This is a genomic window from Pseudomonas sp. C6002, assembly GCF_013385805.1.
GTDB lineage: Bacteria > Pseudomonadota > Gammaproteobacteria > Pseudomonadales > Pseudomonadaceae > Aquipseudomonas.
This window is the reverse complement of sequence record NZ_JACAPH010000014.1, coordinates 176,406-193,694: the sequence shown is the minus strand read 5'-3', so window position 1 is coordinate 193,694 and position 17,289 is coordinate 176,406. Positions and strand designations below refer to the sequence as shown.

Sequence of the window (17,289 nt, the reverse complement as noted above, 5' to 3'; positions counted from 1 at the left end):
ATTCTTGTTGGTCGCCGCGCAAGTATGGCTCGCCAGAATGAAAAAGCCCGTCACGAAGACGGGCTTGATCCACCACGCAAAGCCGTTGGCTCAGAGTGGCTTGCCGCGATTGCCATGCTGGCTGACAAACGCCTGTACCGCTTTCAGGTCATTGGCCAATACCGTGCAACGCTCTTCACGCTCAAACAGGTCGGTGAGGTGCGGCGGCAATTCCAGCGCCTTGCCAACCCCGGCCTTCTCTACCGCTTCCGGGAATTTGACCGGGTGCGCGGTGCCGAGAATCACCATCGGGATGTCCAGGCTGCGGCGGCATTCGCGCGCGGCCTTGACGCCAATGGCGGTGTGCGGGTCCAGCAGCTCGCCGGTCTGGGCGTAGACTTCAGCGATGGTCTCGCAGGTTTCTGCGTCGTCCACCGCCAGGGAGTCGAACAGCTTGCGGGTTTCGGTCCAGCGCTCCTGCTCGACGCTGAAACCGCCACCTTGCTTGAAGCTGTCCATCAGGCCGGCCAGGGCAGCACCGTTGCGACCGTGCATGTCGAACAGCAGGCGTTCGAAGTTCGACGAGACCATGATGTCCATCGACGGCGACAGTGTGGCGTGCAGGGTTTCCTTGACGTACTGGTTGCCGCTCATGAAGCGGTGCAGGATGTCGTTGCGGTTGGTGGCGACGATCAGCTGGTTGATCGGCAGGCCCATGTTGCGTGCCAGGTAACCGGCGAAGATATCGCCGAAGTTGCCGGTTGGCACCGAGAACGACACCGAACGCGCCGGGCCGCCCAACTGCAGGGAAGCATGGAAGTAGTAGACGATCTGGGCCATGATCCGCGCCCAGTTGATCGAGTTCACCGCCACCAGGCGCGTGCCCTTGAGGAAGCTCTGGTCGGCGAAGCTGGCCTTGACCATTTCCTGGCAGTCATCGAAGTTGCCTTCGATGGCGATGTTGTGGATGTTCTCGCCGAAGATCGTGGTCATCTGCCGACGCTGCACTTCCGACACGCGGTTGTGCGGGTGCAGGATGAAGATGTCGACGTTTTCGCAGTGCTTGCAGCCTTCGATCGCCGCCGAGCCGGTATCACCGGAAGTAGCGCCGATGATCACCACGCGCTCACCGCGTTTTTCCAGCACGTAGTCCAGCAGGCGACCCAGCAGTTGCAGGGCGAAATCCTTGAACGCCAGGGTTGGGCCGTGGAACAGCTCCAGGACCCATTCGTTGCCGTTCAGTTGACGCAACGGGGCGATGGCGCTGTGGGAAAACACGCCGTAGGTTTCTTCCAGGATCTTCTTGAAATCCGCATCCGGGATGCTGCCGGTGACGAACGGGCGCATGACCCGGAACGCCAGCTCGTGGTACGGCAGGCCGGCCCACGAAGCGATTTCTTCCTGGGTGAAGCGTGGCAGGTTTTCCGGCACGTACAGGCCGCCGTCAGTGGCCAGACCGGCCAGCAGAACGTCTTCGAAATTCAGGGCCGGTGCCTGGCCGCGGGTGCTGATATAACGCATGACTGGCTCCTCTAGAGCATGCTTGAACAAGGGCCGCCGAACGCGTGGGGCCCTTGCCGCAAAACGATTAGTTCAGGTGTTCGACGCGAATCCGCACCACCGGCCCAACCACGCCCTGCAACGCTTCAAGCGCGGCGATGGCGTCGTTGATGTGCTGCTCCAGCACACGGTGGGTCAGCAGGATCATGGGCACCAGGCCGTCTTGTTCTTCGACTTCCTTCTGCATGATCGATTCAATGTTGATGCCGCGCTCCGACAGGATGCTGGCCACCTGAGCGAGCACGCCCGGATGATCCTTGGCCTGGATGCGCAGGTAGTAGGCACTTTCGCAGGCTTCGATCGGCAGGATCGGGTGGGCCGACAGCGAGTCCGGCTGGAAGGCCAGGTGCGGTACGCGGTTTTCCGGGTCGCTGGTCATGGCACGCACCACGTCCACCAGGTCGGCGATCACAGACGAAGCGGTCGGCTCCATGCCGGCGCCGGCGCCGTAGAACAGGGTGGAACCGGCAGCGTCACCGTTGACCATCACGGCGTTCATCACGCCATTGACGTTGGCGATCAGGCGGTCGGCCGGGATCAGTGTCGGGTGCACACGCAGCTCGATACCGGCCGGGGTGCTGCGCGCCACACCGAGGTGCTTGATGCGGTAGCCCAGGGCTTCGGCGTAGTTCACGTCGGCGGTGGTCAGCTTGGTGATGCCTTCGGTGTAGGCCTTGTCGAACTGCAGCGGGATACCAAAGGCGATGGACGCCAGGATGGTCAGCTTGTGGGCAGCGTCGATGCCTTCCACGTCGAAGGTCGGATCGGCTTCGGCGTAACCCAGGGCCTGGGCTTCGGCCAGCACGTCTTCGAAGGTACGGCCCTTCTCGCGCATTTCGGTGAGGATGAAGTTACCGGTGCCGTTGATGATGCCGGCCACCCAGTTGATACGGTTGGCGGACAGGCCTTCACGGATCGCCTTGATCACCGGGATGCCACCGGCCACGGCGGCTTCGAACGCCACGATCACGCCCTTCTCGCGGGCCTTGGCGAAGATTTCGTTACCGTGCACGGCAATCAGCGCCTTGTTGGCAGTGACCACATGCTTGCCGTTTTCGATGGCCTTGAGCACCAGCTCGCGGGCCACGGTGTAGCCGCCTACCAGCTCGATGACGATATCGATTTCAGGGTTGGTGGCGACTTCGAAGACATCGTTGGTAATCGCAATACCGGTCGTTTGGAACTGAGGCTTTGGCGTACGCGTGGCAATTTGTGCCACTTCAATCCCACGCCCTGCACGGCGGGAAATTTCTTCAGCGTTACGCTGAAGTACGTTGAAGGTGCCGCCACCGACGGTCCCTAACCCACAGATGCCTACTTTGACCGGTTTCACTGAAGAACTCCCCATGAAACGGCCGACTCAAGGTCGGCCGTGAAAACAGCCGCACAACTGCGGCTCTCTATTAATGACCCGCCGAACTGTCGGCGGATCATGATCGTCAAGGCTCGACGATAATGCTTACTTTGCGTTCAGTGCCAGTTTGGCAACTTGCGGCGCAGGCTGGTAGCCCGGAATCACCTGGCCGTCAGCCAAAACGATGGCCGGCGTACCGTTCACACCAATCGACTGGCCGAGGGCGAACTGCTTGGAAACCGGGTTGGCGCACTTGGCGGCCTTGATTTCCTTGCCATCGACCATCTTGTCCATGGCCGCTTTCTTGTCGGCCGAACACCAGACGGCTTGCAACTGCTCGTCACCCGGCGAACCCAGGCCCTGGCGCGGGAACGCCACGTAGCGCACTTCAACGCCGAGCTTGTTCAGCTCAGGCACTTCGGCATGCAGCTTGTGGCAGTACGGGCAGGTGGTGTCGGTGAACACGGTGATGTGAGTCTTGGTTTCGCCGATGGCCGGGTAAACCACGGTTTCAGCCACCGGAATACCGTTGATCAGCTTGGACACGCCCAGGCGCTCGGCTTTCTCGGTGAGGTTCACCGGCTTGCCGTCTTTGAGCTGGAACAGGTAGCCCTGGACGATGTACTGGCCATCGGCACTGGCGTACAGCACGCGGCTGCCCTTGAGCTTGACTTCGTACAGGCCGGCCATTGGGCTGGCGTTGATGCTTTCAATCGGGGTGTCGAGCTGGAGGGCTTCCAGGCTCTTGCGGATTGTCTTCTCTGCGGCGTCGTCGGCGACGGCAAAGGTTGAGACCAACGCAATGGCTGCGATGGCAAAAATCTGGGTCAAGCGCATGGGAACTCCTGAAGGCAGATGCAGGGACGGGAGCAGGAACACCGATCTTCAAACACGGGTTTGGGCCGTCCCCTTTGCGAACCGGCAAAGCCTACCACAGTTGGGCCGCAGGGCAGCCAGTCGCGGGGAAATTGGGCTTTTTCCGAAGTGTTTTTCATCCACGGGGATGGTGCTTGGCGTGCATCTCCTGCAAACGTGCCCGCGCCACGTGGGTGTAGATCTGGGTGGTGGATAAGTCGCTGTGGCCCAGGAGCATTTGAACCACGCGCAAATCCGCGCCGTGGTTGAGCAAATGCGTGGCGAACGCGTGACGCAGGGTGTGGGGCGACAGCGACTTGCCGATGCCGGCAACCTTGGCCTGGTGCTTGATGCGATGCCAGAAGGTCTGGCGGGTCATCTGTTCGCCGCGCTGGCTGGGAAACAGCACATCGCTGGGCCGACCGTTGAGCAACTCGGCTCGGGCGTCGCGCATGTAGCGTTCGATCCACACGATCGCCTCTTCGCCCATGGGCACCAGGCGCTCCTTGCTGCCCTTGCCCATTACGCGCAATACGCCCTGGCGCAGGTTGACCTGTTCCAGGGTCAGGCTGATCAACTCGGTGACGCGCAGGCCGCAGGCATACAGCACTTCCAGCATGGCACGGTCGCGCTGGCCGATGGCTTCGCTCAGGTCGGGAGCTGCGAGCAGGGCTTCGACGTCGGCTTCCGACAGGGATTTGGGCAGTGGCCGGCCCAACTGTGGCATGTCGATTTGCAGGGTTGGGTCGACAGCGATCAGCTTTTCCCGCAGCAGGTAGCGATAGAAGCCACGCACGCCTGAGAGAAAACGCGCAGTAGAGCGAGGCTTGTAGTTTTGCTCCAGGCGCCAGGCCAGGTGGTCGAGAATCAGCTCGCGACCGGCGTCGAGCAGCTCGAGGTTTTTCTCCTGCAGCCAGCCATTGAACAACGCGAGATCGCTGCGGTAAGCCTGGCGGGTGTTGTCCGACAGGCCTTTTTCCAGCCAAAGGGCGTCGAGGAAGCGGTCTATCTGCGGGTGGTCGATGGCGGGCATGAGGGCTCAAGCAGGGAAAATGGCGATGTCGGGTAGATCCTATCGCAGCACGGGCCGCTACACATCAATGAAAGCGGGCAAATAATCTGTGGCAAGGGAGCTTGCTCCCGCTGGGGCGCGAAGCGGCCCTGATTGACCATTGAGGTCCAACAGAGAGACTTCTATTGCCGGTTTCAGGGCCGCTGCGCAGCCCAACGGGAGCAAGCTCCCTCGCCACAAAAGCGGAAAACGGCTTTAAGGTCAGTGCGACGCTGAATTTCTTCGAGGCGGGGAGTCATGAATAGATACCGGGGAAATGGACAAATTTCAGGCAACAAAAAAGCAGCCCGTAGGCTGCTTTTTTCTGCATCGGGAGGCTGGACTTAAGCCAGTTTTTCCTTGATGCGAGCTGCTTTACCGGACAGGTCACGCAGGTAGTACAGCTTGGCTTTACGTACGTCACCGCGACGTTTAACGGCCATGCTGTCGATTTGCGGGCTGTAGGTCTGGAAAGTACGCTCTACGCCAACACCGTTGGAGATTTTACGAACAGTGAAAGCACTGTTCACACCACGGTTACGCTTGGCAATTACCACGCCTTCGAACGCTTGCAGACGCGAACGGTCGCCTTCCTTCACTTTCACCTGAACGACAATGGTGTCGCCCGGGGCAAAGGTAGGGATCTCTTTGGTCATCTGCTCTGCTTCGAGTGCAAGGATGATTTTGTTAGTCATGCTGTGCTCCTAAGGTAAGTCGTCGGACCTACCATCGATACGTTGTTAACTATCGTCCCGCGCGAGGATGTATTCCTCGAGCAGCTTCTTCTCTTCTCCAGAAAGCGAGCGGCTTTCCAGAAGATCGGCGCGTCGTTCATAGGTCCGCCCGAGGGACTGCTGTAAACGCCAACGCCGGATGTGTGCGTGATTGCCACTTAGCAATACGTCGGGAACACGCTGATCCGCATACACCTCCGGTCGGGTGTAGTGCGGGCAATCCAGCAAACCATCCGTGAAGGAATCTTCCTCCGCGGAGTCCGCATGCCCTAAAGCTCCAGGCAGCAGTCGTGTAACCGCATCTATCAGGACCATCGCCGGCAGCTCGCCGCCAGACAGGACATAGTCCCCAATCGACCACTCTTCATCGACATGAGCTTCAATAAACCGCTCGTCAATGCCTTCATAGCGACCGGCAATCAGGATTAATGCTTCCAGATTCGCCAACTCGCGTACCGCCGACTGATTCAGCTGACGGCCTTGAGGGGACAGGTAAATTACCTTCGCCTTCTCCCCGGCGGCTGCCTTGGCCTGAACCAACGCATCTTCCAGGGGCTTGATCTTCATCACCATGCCCGGACCACCGCCAAATGGGCGATCGTCCACAGTGTGATGTCGATCCGTCGTGTAGTCTCGCGGGTTCCAACAGGTGAGCTGCAAGAGCCCCTGTTTCACCGCCCGACTGGTGATGCCGTACTCGCTGATGGCGGAAAACATCTCGGGAAACAAACTGATCACTTCAACGCGCAGGTTCGCCACGTTAGAAGTCCGCGTCCCATTCCACCTTCATCTCGCCCGCTGCCAGGTCGACGGCCAACACGCATTGCTCGGTATAGGGCAACAGGCGTTCGCGATCATCCAGGCTGCCAGCGCAAGGCTTGACCACCATTACATCATTGGCGCCGGTTTCCAGAAGATGATCGATTTTCCCGAGCAATTGCCCAAGTTGATCAATAACCTTCAGACCTTCCAGCTGGTACCAGTAGTACTCGCCGTCGGTCAATTCAGGGAACAGGTTGCGCGGCACGCAGATCTCATAACCGGCCAGAAGACGAGCTTCTTCACGATCATCAAGACCCTTGAGCTTTGCGACCAGGAACTTGTCGCTCCCGCGTCCACTGACCAGCTCTACCTGTTTCACACTCCCTTCGCGCTTGAGCGTCCAGGTTTTGTACTGAAGCAGGTTTTCAGTCGGATCAGTAAAGGAATACACCTTCACTTCGCCGCGAACGCCATGAACAGAATAAATCTTGCCGATAACGATCAAATCATCAGCTACCGCTGGCGTCGCGCTCATATTGCTCAGGCCGCAGCCTTAGATGCATCCTTCAACAACTGAGCAACGCGCTCAGAAGGTTGTGCACCAACGCTCAGCCAGTAGGCTACGCGCTCTTGGTTCACGGACAGACGGACTTCTTGACCACGAGCGATCGGGTTGAAGAAGCCAACTTGTTCCTTGTGAGAGCCGTCACGTGGGTTGCGGCTGTCAGTTACGGTCAAGTGGTAAAACGGGCGCTTTTTGGAGCCGCCAAGGGCAAGACGGATTGTTAGCATGTGAACATCGTTCCTGTAGTCGGTGCTGCAAATCTAAATGCACAGCGGGCATAGGTGCCCGAAAGGCCGCATATTCTAAGGAATATCCCGACTTTTGCAAATGTCTTTTTCTGGCGCCTATCGGCGTGCCATTCAGATCTGCTATAGAGCCGTCGGTTAAAACGGCAAGTCAGCTCCCGCCAATGGCGGGTTTGCTGGAGATCCCGCATCCCTGCGGGTCGGAGCAGAAGCGAACTTCTGCTCGAATTCTTTACATTTTTGGCATGCCGCCGCCGGGCAACATACCGCCCATGCCGCGCATCATCTTGGCCATCCCGCCTTTTGCGGAGAATTTCTTCATCATCTTCTGCATCTGCTTGTGCTGCTTGATCAAGCGACCGATGTCCTGCACCTGGGTGCCGGAACCCATGGCGATCCGACGTTTGCGCGAACCGCTGATCAGCTCAGGGTCGCGGCGCTCGGCCGGGGTCATGGAATTGATGATGGCTTCCATCTGCTTGAATTGCTTCTCTGCCGCGCCCTGGGCATTGCCCATTTGCGCCAGGTTCACGCCGCCGATGTTCGGCAGCTTGTCCATCAGGCCGCCGAGGCCGCCCATGTTCTTCATCTGTTGCAGCTGGTCGCGGAAGTCTTCGAGGTCGAAGCCCTTGCCCTTCTTCAGCTTTTTAGCCAGCTTGTCGGCCTTGTCCTTGTCGAGGGTCGCTTCCGCTTGCTCGATCAGGCTGAGCACGTCGCCCATGCCGAGGATACGCGAGGCGATACGCTCAGGGTGGAACGGCTCGAGCGCTTCGCTCTTCTCGCCCATACCGATGAACTTGATCGGCTTGCCGGTAATCGCACGCACCGACAAGGCGGCACCGCCACGGGCGTCGCCGTCGACCTTGGTCAGGATCACACCGGTCAGCGGCAGCGCATCACCAAAGGCCTTGGCGGTGTTGGCCGCATCCTGGCCGGTCATGGCGTCGACCACGAACAGGGTCTCTACCGGGTTGATCGCGGCATGCAGCGCCTTGATCTCGCCCATCATTTCTTCATCGATGTGCAGGCGACCGGCGGTATCGACGATGACCACGTCGATGAATTTCAGCTTGGCTTCTTTAATAGCCGCCTGGGCAATATCGACCGGCTTCTGGCTCAGGTCGGACGGGAAGAAGGTCACACCCACTTCGCCCGCGAGCATTTCCAGCTGTTTAATAGCCGCCGGGCGGTAAACGTCGGCAGACACCACCATCACCGACTTCTTCTTGCGCTCTTTAAGGAAGCGCGCCAGTTTGCCGGCGGTGGTGGTCTTGCCCGCACCTTGCAGACCGGCCATCAGCACAACGGCTGGCGGCACGGCGCTGAGGTTCAAATCTTCGTTGGCCGCGCCCATCAGGCTTTCGAGTTCGGCCTGGACGATCTTCACAAAGGCCTGGCCCGGCGTCAGGCTGCGGGACACTTCGGTGCCGACCGCGCGCTCTTTGACCGAGTTGACGAAGTCCTTCACCACCGGCAAGGCGACGTCGGCTTCCAGCAACGCCATGCGCACTTCACGCAGGGTGTCTTTAATATTGTCCTCGGTCAGCTTGGCCTTGCCGGTGACATGGCGCAGCGTCTGCGAGAGACGGTCAGTCAGATTTTCAAACATGCGCGATCCTTTCAGGCCCTATTCATCGAAATGCATTGTTAGACCGAGGTAATGGCGGCCCAGGCTGTGGTAAATCGCTATTAAAAACAGCGCTCGGCGAGCCTGCGGCGTGGGCAGGTCGCGGATTATAGCGAAGACTGTCGCCATGCACACCCGCTGTCTGGCCTGAGAGTCTTTCGTGTTACGCAGGTGTATGCCAAACTCAGCGCCTTTCGGGCCTGCTTAACAGGATTTATGCTCCCTTTGTCACCCAGTTTGCTACCCAGCCTCGCCGCCGCCATCTTGTATGCCGCTGCGACCCTCTATCAGGGCACTCGTCTGGCCCAAGGCGCCAAGGCCGACAAACGCCTGCTGGTAGGCCTTGGCGTCCTCGCCCTGCTGGCTCACGCCGCCAGCCTGTTCACGCACTTGATGACGCCGGTCGGCCTGGGCCTGGATTTCTTCAGCGCTGCCAGCCTGATTGCCGCCGCGGTGATCGCGCTGACCCTGATGGCCTGCTACCGGATCCCGGTGGAGAACCTGCTGGTGCTGTTGTTCCCGCTCGGGATGCTGACGGTGCTGCTGGCGCAATTCACACCGACCGGCACCGTGCAGGTCATTGATGAAGAGCCGGGCATCCTCGCCCACATCCTGCTGTCGATCCTCGCCTACGGCATGTTCACCATCGCGGTGTTCCAGGCCTTGCTGCTGCTGTTGCAAGACCACCAGCTCAAGCACAAGCACCCGTCCGGGCTGATCAAGAACTTCCCGCCGCTGCAAACCATGGAAAGCCTGCTGTTCGGCTTCCTCTGGGCCGGCTGGACGCTGCTGTCGCTGTCGCTGATCTCCGGCTGGCTGTTCGTCGAGAACCTGTTTGCCCAGCACCTTGTGCATAAAACCCTGCTGGCCTGCCTGGCCTGGGTGGTGTTCAGCGTGCTGCTGTGGGGCCGCAACCGTCTCGGCTGGCGCGGGCACAAGGCGATCCGCTGGACCCTGGCCGGTTTCTGCCTGCTGATGCTGGCCTATTTCGGCAGCAAGCTGGTTCGCGAATACATCCTGCATATCTGACGGGCAGCCGACATGGACAACTTGCCCTTGGGGCCGATGCTTGCGGTAGTAGCCTTGCTGGTTTTATGGTCGGCGCTGTTTACCGCCATCGAAGCCGCCCAGCAACATTTGCTGGCCCTGCGCCCCGGCACCCGCCAGGGTGACAAAGCCGCCGCCCGCCTGAACTTCCCGCGCAACAGCCTGATCCTCTGCAACACCCTGTGCCGCGCCGTGGTGGTGATTCTCTGCACCCTGCTGGCGATCTACGCCTGGGCGCAAAACGGCCCGTGGCTCGGCTGGGTGATCTCCAGCGCGGTGCTGCTGGTGCTGGCCGACTATCTTCCGCGTGCCCTGGCCACTCGCCACCCGCAAACCATCCTTGGCTTCGGCAATACCTTGCTGAGCGTGCCGCTGAAAATCCTTTATCCGCTGGCCTGGCTGCTCAACGGTGTCAGCCTGTTGCTGCTGCGCCCGTTCACCCGCAAGCCCGGGCTGGTCAAGAAGAGCGACGAGCCGCAGCCGGACCAGGACGACGAGCCGGAAGCCGAAATCCCCAACACCCGCGCGCCGGGCATGCCGGGCATCCACGCCCTGGACAACATCACCGTCAACGACATCCTGGTGCCCCGCAGCGAAGTGGACGGCATCAACCTGGATGACCCGGTAGAGGAAATCATCGAGCAACTGCGGGTTTCCACCCGAACCCGGCTGCCGGTGTTCCACAGCGACATCAACCAGGTCGAGGCGGTGCTCAACACGCGGCAGATCCGCCACCTGCTGCCGGACGCCAGCCTGACCAAGGAAGCCCTGCTGGAGGCCTGTCACGAGCCCTACTTCGTCCCGGAAAGCACGCCGCTGCAACTGCAATTGCTGAACTTCCACAAGCAACAGCGCCGCCTGGGCATGGTGGTTGATGAATACGGCGAAGTGCTGGGCATTGTGACCCTGGAAGACATTCTTGAAGAAATCGTCGGTGAGTTCGAAAACGAGCAGCACCTCGACAACCCGCACATCCAGCCCCAACTGGATGGCCGCTACGTGATCGACGGCGCCGCCTCGATCCGTGACTTGAACAAAACCCTCGGCTGGCACCTGCCCAGCGACGGCCCCAAGACCCTCAACGGCCTGGTGACCGAAGCACTGGAGACCATTCCGGATTGCGCCGTGTGCCTGAAAATCGGCCGCTATCGCCTGGAAATCCTCGAGACCGAGGACAACCGCGTCGCCAAGGTGCTGATCTGGCACACCAGCACGGTGCCGGTCGCCGCTTAAGCCCCTTGTTGGATCCGCAAACCCCTTCCTATAATCGGGCGGCTTACCCAAGCCCCGCCCGACCGCGTGCTACCCGCACTGAGCGCGTCCAGGCACCGCTTTACCGTGTCTGACCGGTGTTTGCTCCCATCCCGAGCCGCCCCGCGCACAACCCTGATCCATGGGTGTTCGACCAATAATAATCCGCGTCCAAACGCGCAATGACCGTCAGGGATACCTCAATGAGCACCACCTATAACGAGACGGCGACCGCCGCCCCGACCAACTCGACGGCCCGGGTCGCCACCGCGAGCATCATCGGCACCGCCATCGAGTTCTACGACTTCTATATCTACGCAACTGCCGCCGCGCTGGTGATCGGCCCGGTGTTCTTCCCGCAAACCTCCGGCACGGCGCAGATGCTCGCCTCGTTCCTGACCTTCGGTATCGCGTTTATCGCGCGGCCACTGGGCTCGGCGCTGTTCGGCCACTTTGGTGACCGGATTGGCCGCAAGTCGACACTGGTGGCTTCCCTGCTGCTGATGGGCGTGTGCACCACGCTGATCGGCTTGCTGCCCGGATATGACAGCATCGGCGCCTGGGCACCGATCCTGCTCTGCGTACTGCGCTTCGGCCAGGGCCTCGGGCTTGGCGGCGAATGGGGCGGCGCGGCGTTGCTGGCCACCGAGAACGCCCCGAAGGGCAAACGCGCCTGGTTCGGCATGTTCCCGCAACTGGGCCCGTCGATTGGCTTTCTGGCGGCCAACGGGCTGTTCCTGATCCTGGCCATGAGCCTGAGCGACGAACAGTTCCGCAGCTGGGGCTGGCGCATTCCGTTCATTCTCAGCGCGGCGCTGGTGATGGTGGGGCTGTATGCGCGGCTCAAACTGCATGAAACGCCGGTGTTCGCGAACGCCGTGGCCAAGGAAGCGCCGGTGAGGGTGCCGCTGGTGGAATTGTTCAGCCAGCATTGGCTGCCAGTACTGCTGGGTGCAGCCTCGATGGTGGTGTGTTATGCGCTGTTCTATATCACCACCGCGTTTTCCCTGAGCTATGGCGTGTCTACGCTGGGCTACAGCCGTGAAACGTTCCTGGGTTTGCTGTGCTTCGCAGTGCTGTTCATGGGCGCGGCAACGCCGCTGGCGGCGTGGGCCAGCGACCGTTACGGGCGTAAGCCGGTGCTGATTGTCGGTGCGATCCTGACCATCCTCTCCGGCTTCACCATGGAACCGTTGCTGACCCACGGTTCAACCTGGGCCGTGGCACTGTTCCTGGCGCTGGAGCTGTTCCTGATGGGCGTGACGTTTGCCCCGATGGGCGCGATGTTGCCGGAACTGTTCCCGACCCGCGTGCGTTATACCGGTGCTTCGGCGGCGTATAACCTGGGTGGGATCGTGGGTGCGTCGGCGGCACCGTTCTTCGCGACCAAGCTGGTGGCGATGGGCGGTTTGAGTTATGTCGGCGGGTATGTGTCGGCGGCAGCGGTGATCAGCTTGATTGCTGTGCTGTGCCTGAAAGAGACGCGCAATAACGATTTGAACAAGGTCGCCTGATAAACCGCCTTCGGGAGCAAGCCCCCTCCCACATTTTGATTTGCGAATACATTCAAATGTGGGGGCGGGCTTGCTCGCGAAGGGCGCGACTCGGTTACAGCTCTACAACAACAGCCTTCGAAGCACGAGTGGCTTTAGCCCGCGCTGCCTCAATCGACTCATCCCGTGCCAGTGCCACGCCCATACGACGCTGGCCATTCACTTCCGGCTTGCCGAACAGACGCAACGCCGTATCCGGCTCGCTCAAGGCTGCACCCAGGTTGGAAAACGCCGTCTGGGTCGACTTGCCTTCCACCAGGATCACTGCCGAAGCCGAAGGCCCGAACTGACGGATCAACGGGATCGGCAGGCCGAGAATTGCCCGCGCATGCAGGGCGAACTGCGACAAGTCCTGGGAAATCAGGGTCACCAGGCCAGTGTCATGGGGGCGCGGCGACACTTCGCTGAACCACACCTGATCGCCCTTGATAAACAGCTCGACGCCAAACAGACCACGACCACCCAACGCTTCGGTTACCGCCTTGGCAACGCGCTCGGATTCCGCCAGTGCAATCGGGCTCATGGCCTGTGGCTGCCAGGATTCCTGATAGTCGCCCTTCTCCTGACGGTGACCGACAGGCGCACAGAAGGTAGTGCCGCCAATGTGGCGCACGGTCAGCAGGGTGATTTCGTAGTCGAAGTCGATAAAGCCTTCGATGATCACGCGGCCCTTGCCGGCACGCCCGCCTTCCTGGGCGTAATCCCAGGCCTTCTGCACGTCATCGGCGCTGCGCAGCAGGCTCTGGCCCTTGCCCGACGAACTCATCACCGGCTTGACCACACACGGGAAGCCCAGGTCGGTGACGGCCTTGCTGTAGTCCTCGAAGGTGTCGGCGAAGTGGTACGGCGAGGTCGGCAGGTCCAGCTCTTCGGCGGCCAGGCGACGGATACCTTCGCGGTTCATGGTCAGCAACGTCGCGCGGGCGGTCGGGATCACGGTGAAGCCTTCGGCTTCCAGCTCCACGAGGGTGGCGGTGGCGATCGCTTCGATTTCCGGCACGATGAAGTGCGGCTTTTCGGCTTCGATCACGGCACGCAGCGCGGCACCGTCGAGCATGTTGATCACGTGGCTGCGGTGGGCAACCTGCATGGCCGGCGCGTTGGCGTAGCGATCCACGGCAATCACTTCAACGCCCAGGCGTTGCAGTTCGATTACCACTTCCTTGCCCAGCTCACCGCAGCCACACAGCATTACGCGGGTCGCGGTTGGCGACAATGGAGTTCCGATTCGGGTCATCTCAGGTCCTCAGGGGAGCGGATCGTGGGGAGAAAGGCCGGCATTTTACATGAACTGTAAAGATTGGCTTCAGTTGGCGACGCGCTGCCGGCGCAAACGCCAGGCCATGGCCAGCCACACCACGGTAACGCCGGCGAATTTCGACACCAGGGCAGTGCCGGCGACCGCGGGCGTCAAGGCGCCGATCAGGCCGAAAAAGATGAAGGTATCGAGGGGGATACTCAGCGCCGAACTTATCCACAGGCGGTCGTGGAGTGGGCGCTTGGTGATACTGAACACCAGCCAGTCAATGCATTCGGACACCGCGAACGCCGTGGCGCTGGCCAGGGCGATGGACGGATCGGAGGTGATATAGGACAGCACCAGCGCCGCCAGCATGGCGATGATCGCGCCATGGCCGAAACGGGTTTGCACCATGTCCCGCAGGACAAATACCAGGCCGCCCCAGGCAGACCAGATCACATCCAGGTGCGGAGCGGTGGAAAAGGCAAAGTTGATCAGCACGACGCTGCTGATGTAGGCAATCAGGAAGAACATGGGGCGAGGGACCTGTGAACAAGGGGCACAGGGTACTTCACATTTGGAAATATGTCGTCTGGGCGGGCCCTTTCGCGAGCAAGCCCGCTCCCACATTTTGAACGCATTCCTCCAAGATAAACGCAATCAAATGTGGGAGCGGGCTTGCTCGCGAAAGCGGTCTATCAGGCGCCGGACTTCCCCGGAATCATCCACACCAGCCCACTCGCCTTCGCCCGCTCATGGCACAACCCCAGCACTACCCGGCGCTCGGTATTGTCCATGCGACTCCAGCGGGTAATCTCTTCCACCGTGCGCTGGCATCCCGTGCAGATATCATCGTCATCCAGCGCACAAATGCTCACGCACGGCGAGGCGACGGGTCGTTCTACCGGGTTCATTCTTCCTGCTCAACCAGATCACGGGCATACCGCTGGGCGTTATGCACATAGTGCGCAGCGCTGGCCTCGAGCATTTTCTTCTGCACGTCGGTCAGTTCCCGCACCACCTTGCCCGGCGAGCCCATCACCAACGAACCATCGGGAATTTCCTTGCCCTCGCCGATCAGCGAATTGGCGCCGATGATGCAGTGCTTGCCGATCTTCGCCCCGTTAAGAATCACCGCATTGATGCCAATCAGGCTGTAATCGTCGACGGTGCAGCCATGCAACATGGCGTTATGGCCGATGGTCACGCCGGTGCCGAGGGTCAGCGGGTAACCCATGTCGGTGTGCATCACGCTGCCGTCCTGCACGTTGCTGTTCTTGCCGATCAGGATCAGCTCGTTGTCGCCGCGCAACACCGCGTTGAACCAGACGTTGGCGCCCTCCTCCAGTTTGACCTTGCCCACCAGCGTGGCATTGGGGGCCACCCAGCTGTTGGGATGGGTTTCGACTCGGGCGTCGCCCAGGCGGTATTTCATAGGTGGATCCTCACGGCAGGAACGATGGCCATCTGGCTCTTAGGTATTGATGAAGCTTTTCGGCGGTCGATGCAGGCTGATGTCGGCATCGTCATAGAGCAGATTGATCAGTTCGACAATCATGATCGCCGTCAGCCCCCAGATCTTGTATTCGCCAAACCGGTAACTGGGCACGTACCAACTGCGGCCCTGGTAATCGATACGGTGGGTATGTTCGCGCGGGTCCTGGCGAAAAAACTCCAGGGGCACGCTGAACACAGCGGCGATCTCGGCGTCATTGGCCAGGTATTCGACGTAATCGGGGATAACGCCTACATAAGGCGTGACACGGATACCGTGCAGGGAAATCAGCGGGCTCAACGGGCCGATGACTTCCACCAGGCCCGGCGGCAGGCCGATTTCTTCTTCGGCTTCGCGCAGCGCGGTGAAGATCAGGTCCGGGTCTTCCGGGTCGCGGCGCCCGCCAGGGAATGCCACTTCGCCGCCATGGGTGGATAACCCGCTGGCGCGCAAGGTCAGGATCAGCTCGGGTTCGTCACTGCGGGTGATCGGCACCAGTACCGCCGCTTCCGGGAAACGACCGTCGGTCTCCAGCGTGCGTGGCGTATGATTGCTTACCCGGCGAAGTAGCTCGTCCAGCATGAGTCATCTCGGTCTGTTGGCTACCTTGCATCATGCACCAAACCTTGCGCACGCCCAACCCCAAAACCCTGGCCATGTCGCTAAACGACAACTTGCAGCCCATACCCGGTCACGCCAAGATAGGCGCACTCTCCAGGAACCCCAGCATGAACTTCTGCAGCCAGTGCGGTAAACCGGTCACCCAGCGCATTCCCGAAGGCGACGCACGCTTGCGTTATGTCTGCGATCACTGTCAGACCATTCACTACCAGAACCCCAATATCGTCGCGGGCACCGTACCGGTGTGGGGCGACCAGGTGCTGCTGTGCCGGCGCGCCATCGAGCCGCGCCTGGGTTTCTGGACCTTGCCCGCCGGCTTTATGGAGAACGGCGAGACCGTCGAGCAGGCCGCGATGCGCGAAACCCTGGAAGAAGCCTGCGCCCGGGTGCGCAACCTGAGCATCTACACCCTGATCGACGTGCCGCACATCAGCCAGGTGCACATCTTCTACCGGGCCGAACTGATCGACCTGGATTTTGCCGCCGGCCCCGAAAGCCTTGAAGTGCGCTTATTCGATGAAGCCGACATCCCTTGGTCCGAGCTGGCTTTCCGCACGGTCGGGCGTACCTTAGAATGCTTTTTTGCTGACCGCCGGCAACAGTCGTATCCGGTGCGCAGCGAATCGGTGCCGCCGCTGACCCAGTTGGCCAAATAACAATCCAGGCGGCACGTAGTCTTTTCAGGGGATACCGTTTCAATGCGTTGGTTGCTTGCTCTGATCTGCCTGTCGTTTGCCACGCTGTCGCCAGCCTCCACCCAAGTGATCCTGGGGGGCAAACCCGTCGAGAAAATCCTGGTGCTCAAGTCGGCCCATCAGTTGCAACTGATCAATGACGGCAAGCCCCTCAGGACCTACCGCATTTCCCTGGGCAAGAACCCCAAGGGCACCAAGCTGATGGAAGGCGACCGCCGCACCCCGGAAGGTTTCTACTGGATCGACTGGCGCAAGACCAGCGACCGCTTCAACCTGGCCATGCACATCTCCTACCCCAATATCAGCGATTCCGCGCGCGCCCGCCGCGAAGGGGTCAAGCCCGGCAGCATGATCATGATCCACGGCACCCCCGACGCCGAGGACTACCCCGAAGAGCTGTTCCACACCCTGGACTGGACCGACGGCTGCATCGGCATGCGCAATGTCGACATGCGCGAAGTCTGGAACCTGGTGAAAGACGGCACGATGATCGAGATTCGTCCGTAATTTCCTGCCGCTCGTAAAATAATTCGAAAAAAAATCCCGCCCCACACGGCGCTTGCCGGTGAATACCAGTTCACCCCGGCAAGCTGCGTGCTTCTGCCCGACACAAAGACCTCTCTAATACCACTTGAACTGGCGCACTATTAAGGCG

General features: G+C 60.6%; 19 protein-coding genes. 5 read left to right on the top strand and 14 right to left on the bottom strand.

Annotated elements, in window-relative coordinates:
- Positions 1 to 90: 90 nt before the first annotated feature.
- The 9 genes from thrC to ffh all read right to left on the bottom strand — a co-directional run bounded on the left by thrC (position 91) and on the right by ffh (position 8,714).
- Positions 91 to 1,500, bottom strand: a complete 1,410-nt coding sequence (gene thrC, locus HX817_RS09575) for a threonine synthase (protein WP_003209579.1) — start codon at positions 1,498 to 1,500, stop codon at positions 91 to 93.
- Positions 1,501 to 1,567: 67 nt separating this feature from the next.
- Positions 1,568 to 2,872: a homoserine dehydrogenase gene (locus tag HX817_RS09570; RefSeq protein WP_003209580.1), complete on the bottom strand. Its 1,305-nt coding sequence runs from the start codon at positions 2,870 to 2,872 to the stop codon at positions 1,568 to 1,570.
- Between the two features lie 126 nt (positions 2,873 to 2,998).
- Entirely contained in the window at positions 2,999 to 3,730 is a 732-nt protein-coding gene (gene dsbC, locus HX817_RS09565; protein WP_003209582.1) for a bifunctional protein-disulfide isomerase/oxidoreductase DsbC, read from the bottom strand.
- A 154-nt stretch (positions 3,731 to 3,884) separates the two neighbouring features.
- Positions 3,885 to 4,781, bottom strand: a complete 897-nt coding sequence (gene xerD, locus HX817_RS09560) for a site-specific tyrosine recombinase XerD (RefSeq protein ID WP_177020419.1) — start codon at positions 4,779 to 4,781, stop codon at positions 3,885 to 3,887.
- Positions 4,782 to 5,143: 362 nt separating this feature from the next.
- Entirely contained in the window at positions 5,144 to 5,494 is a 351-nt protein-coding gene (gene rplS, locus HX817_RS09555) for a 50S ribosomal protein L19 (protein ID WP_003175895.1), read from the bottom strand.
- Positions 5,495 to 5,539: 45 nt separating this feature from the next.
- Entirely contained in the window at positions 5,540 to 6,250 is a 711-nt protein-coding gene (gene trmD / locus HX817_RS09550) for a tRNA (guanosine(37)-N1)-methyltransferase TrmD (protein ID WP_256344226.1), read from the bottom strand.
- A gap of 43 nt (positions 6,251 to 6,293) precedes the next feature.
- Positions 6,294 to 6,830 (bottom strand): ribosome maturation factor RimM, encoded by a 537-nt coding sequence (gene rimM, locus HX817_RS09545; RefSeq protein WP_034139188.1) that lies wholly within the window; start codon positions 6,828 to 6,830, stop codon positions 6,294 to 6,296.
- A 5-nt stretch (positions 6,831 to 6,835) separates the two neighbouring features.
- A complete protein-coding gene (gene rpsP, locus HX817_RS09540) occupies positions 6,836 to 7,087 on the bottom strand; it encodes a 30S ribosomal protein S16 (RefSeq protein ID WP_003209587.1) in 252 nt (83 codons plus the stop codon).
- Positions 7,088 to 7,337: 250 nt separating this feature from the next.
- Positions 7,338 to 8,714: a signal recognition particle protein gene (ffh, locus tag HX817_RS09535; RefSeq protein WP_003209589.1), complete on the bottom strand. Its 1,377-nt coding sequence runs from the start codon at positions 8,712 to 8,714 to the stop codon at positions 7,338 to 7,340.
- A 234-nt stretch (positions 8,715 to 8,948) separates the two neighbouring features.
- Here ffh and HX817_RS09530 point away from each other — a divergent pair, with 234 nt between their 5' ends.
- The 3 genes from HX817_RS09530 (at position 8,949) to HX817_RS09520 (ending at position 12,544) form a co-directional block, all read left to right on the top strand.
- On the top strand, positions 8,949 to 9,761 hold the full coding sequence (locus HX817_RS09530; RefSeq protein ID WP_010176828.1) for an inner membrane protein YpjD: 813 nt from the start codon (positions 8,949 to 8,951) through the stop codon (positions 9,759 to 9,761).
- Positions 9,762 to 9,773: 12 nt separating this feature from the next.
- Positions 9,774 to 11,012, top strand: coding sequence for a transporter associated domain-containing protein (locus HX817_RS09525; protein WP_008438241.1), 1,239 nt, complete (start codon positions 9,774 to 9,776; stop codon positions 11,010 to 11,012).
- Between the two features lie 221 nt (positions 11,013 to 11,233).
- Positions 11,234 to 12,544 carry an MFS transporter gene (locus HX817_RS09520; protein WP_177040150.1) on the top strand — a complete coding sequence of 437 codons (1,311 nt, stop codon included), beginning with the start codon at positions 11,234 to 11,236 and terminating at the stop codon, positions 12,542 to 12,544.
- Between the two features lie 94 nt (positions 12,545 to 12,638).
- Here HX817_RS09520 and purT read toward each other — a convergent pair whose 3' ends face one another.
- From purT to HX817_RS09495, 5 genes are all read right to left on the bottom strand, one after another.
- Entirely contained in the window at positions 12,639 to 13,820 is a 1,182-nt protein-coding gene (purT, locus tag HX817_RS09515) for a formate-dependent phosphoribosylglycinamide formyltransferase (RefSeq protein ID WP_023659130.1), read from the bottom strand.
- A 69-nt stretch (positions 13,821 to 13,889) separates the two neighbouring features.
- Entirely contained in the window at positions 13,890 to 14,357 is a 468-nt protein-coding gene (locus HX817_RS09510; protein ID WP_003209599.1) for a hypothetical protein, read from the bottom strand.
- 164 nt (positions 14,358 to 14,521) lie between these two features.
- Complete coding sequence (locus HX817_RS09505) at positions 14,522 to 14,737, bottom strand: DUF1289 domain-containing protein (protein ID WP_003209601.1); 216 nt, start codon at positions 14,735 to 14,737, stop codon at positions 14,522 to 14,524.
- The gene (locus HX817_RS09500) at positions 14,734 to 15,258 is read right to left on the bottom strand and encodes a gamma carbonic anhydrase family protein (protein WP_008438249.1); all 525 of its coding nucleotides are present in this window, start codon (positions 15,256 to 15,258) and stop codon (positions 14,734 to 14,736) included. Before HX817_RS09500 ends, HX817_RS09505 begins: the two co-directional genes overlap by 4 nt.
- Positions 15,259 to 15,297: 39 nt before the next feature.
- The gene (locus HX817_RS09495; RefSeq protein ID WP_076017515.1) at positions 15,298 to 15,900 is read right to left on the bottom strand and encodes a CoA pyrophosphatase; all 603 of its coding nucleotides are present in this window, start codon (positions 15,898 to 15,900) and stop codon (positions 15,298 to 15,300) included.
- 146 nt (positions 15,901 to 16,046) lie between these two features.
- On the opposite strand from HX817_RS09495, the gene HX817_RS09490 reads away from it, so the two are divergent.
- Positions 16,047 to 16,595, top strand: a complete 549-nt coding sequence (locus HX817_RS09490; protein WP_003209606.1) for an NUDIX hydrolase — start codon at positions 16,047 to 16,049, stop codon at positions 16,593 to 16,595.
- A gap of 42 nt (positions 16,596 to 16,637) precedes the next feature.
- The gene (locus tag HX817_RS09485; protein WP_003209608.1) at positions 16,638 to 17,141 is read left to right on the top strand and encodes a murein L,D-transpeptidase family protein; all 504 of its coding nucleotides are present in this window, start codon (positions 16,638 to 16,640) and stop codon (positions 17,139 to 17,141) included.
- Positions 17,142 to 17,289: the final 148 nt, after the last annotated feature.

Excerpts from the sequence above, each read along its gene's own strand:
- thrC (WP_003209579.1), bottom strand. The coding sequence starts at position 1,500 with ATGCGTTATATCAGCACCCGCGGCCAGGCACCGGCCCTGAATTTCGAA.
- dsbC (WP_003209582.1), bottom strand. The coding sequence starts at position 3,730 with ATGCGCTTGACCCAGATTTTTGCCATCGCAGCCATTGCGTTGGTCTCA.
- xerD (WP_177020419.1), bottom strand. The coding sequence starts at position 4,781 with ATGCCCGCCATCGACCACCCGCAGATAGACCGCTTCCTCGACGCCCTT.
- rplS (WP_003175895.1), bottom strand. The coding sequence starts at position 5,494 with ATGACTAACAAAATCATCCTTGCACTCGAAGCAGAGCAGATGACCAAA.
- trmD (WP_256344226.1), bottom strand. The coding sequence starts at position 6,250 with ATGTTTTCCGCCATCAGCGAGTACGGCATCACCAGTCGGGCGGTGAAA.
- rimM (WP_034139188.1), bottom strand. The coding sequence starts at position 6,830 with ATGAGCGCGACGCCAGCGGTAGCTGATGATTTGATCGTTATCGGCAAG.
- rpsP (WP_003209587.1), bottom strand. The coding sequence starts at position 7,087 with ATGCTAACAATCCGTCTTGCCCTTGGCGGCTCCAAAAAGCGCCCGTTT.
- ffh (WP_003209589.1), bottom strand. The coding sequence starts at position 8,714 with ATGTTTGAAAATCTGACTGACCGTCTCTCGCAGACGCTGCGCCATGTC.
- HX817_RS09530 (WP_010176828.1), top strand. The coding sequence starts at position 8,949 with ATGCTCCCTTTGTCACCCAGTTTGCTACCCAGCCTCGCCGCCGCCATC.
- HX817_RS09525 (WP_008438241.1), top strand. The coding sequence starts at position 9,774 with ATGGACAACTTGCCCTTGGGGCCGATGCTTGCGGTAGTAGCCTTGCTG.
- HX817_RS09520 (WP_177040150.1), top strand. The coding sequence starts at position 11,234 with ATGAGCACCACCTATAACGAGACGGCGACCGCCGCCCCGACCAACTCG.
- purT (WP_023659130.1), bottom strand. The coding sequence starts at position 13,820 with ATGACCCGAATCGGAACTCCATTGTCGCCAACCGCGACCCGCGTAATG.
- HX817_RS09510 (WP_003209599.1), bottom strand. The coding sequence starts at position 14,357 with ATGTTCTTCCTGATTGCCTACATCAGCAGCGTCGTGCTGATCAACTTT.
- HX817_RS09505 (WP_003209601.1), bottom strand. The coding sequence starts at position 14,737 with ATGAACCCGGTAGAACGACCCGTCGCCTCGCCGTGCGTGAGCATTTGT.
- HX817_RS09500 (WP_008438249.1), bottom strand. The coding sequence starts at position 15,258 with ATGAAATACCGCCTGGGCGACGCCCGAGTCGAAACCCATCCCAACAGC.
- HX817_RS09495 (WP_076017515.1), bottom strand. The coding sequence starts at position 15,900 with ATGCTGGACGAGCTACTTCGCCGGGTAAGCAATCATACGCCACGCACG.
- HX817_RS09490 (WP_003209606.1), top strand. The coding sequence starts at position 16,047 with ATGAACTTCTGCAGCCAGTGCGGTAAACCGGTCACCCAGCGCATTCCC.
- HX817_RS09485 (WP_003209608.1), top strand. The coding sequence starts at position 16,638 with ATGCGTTGGTTGCTTGCTCTGATCTGCCTGTCGTTTGCCACGCTGTCG.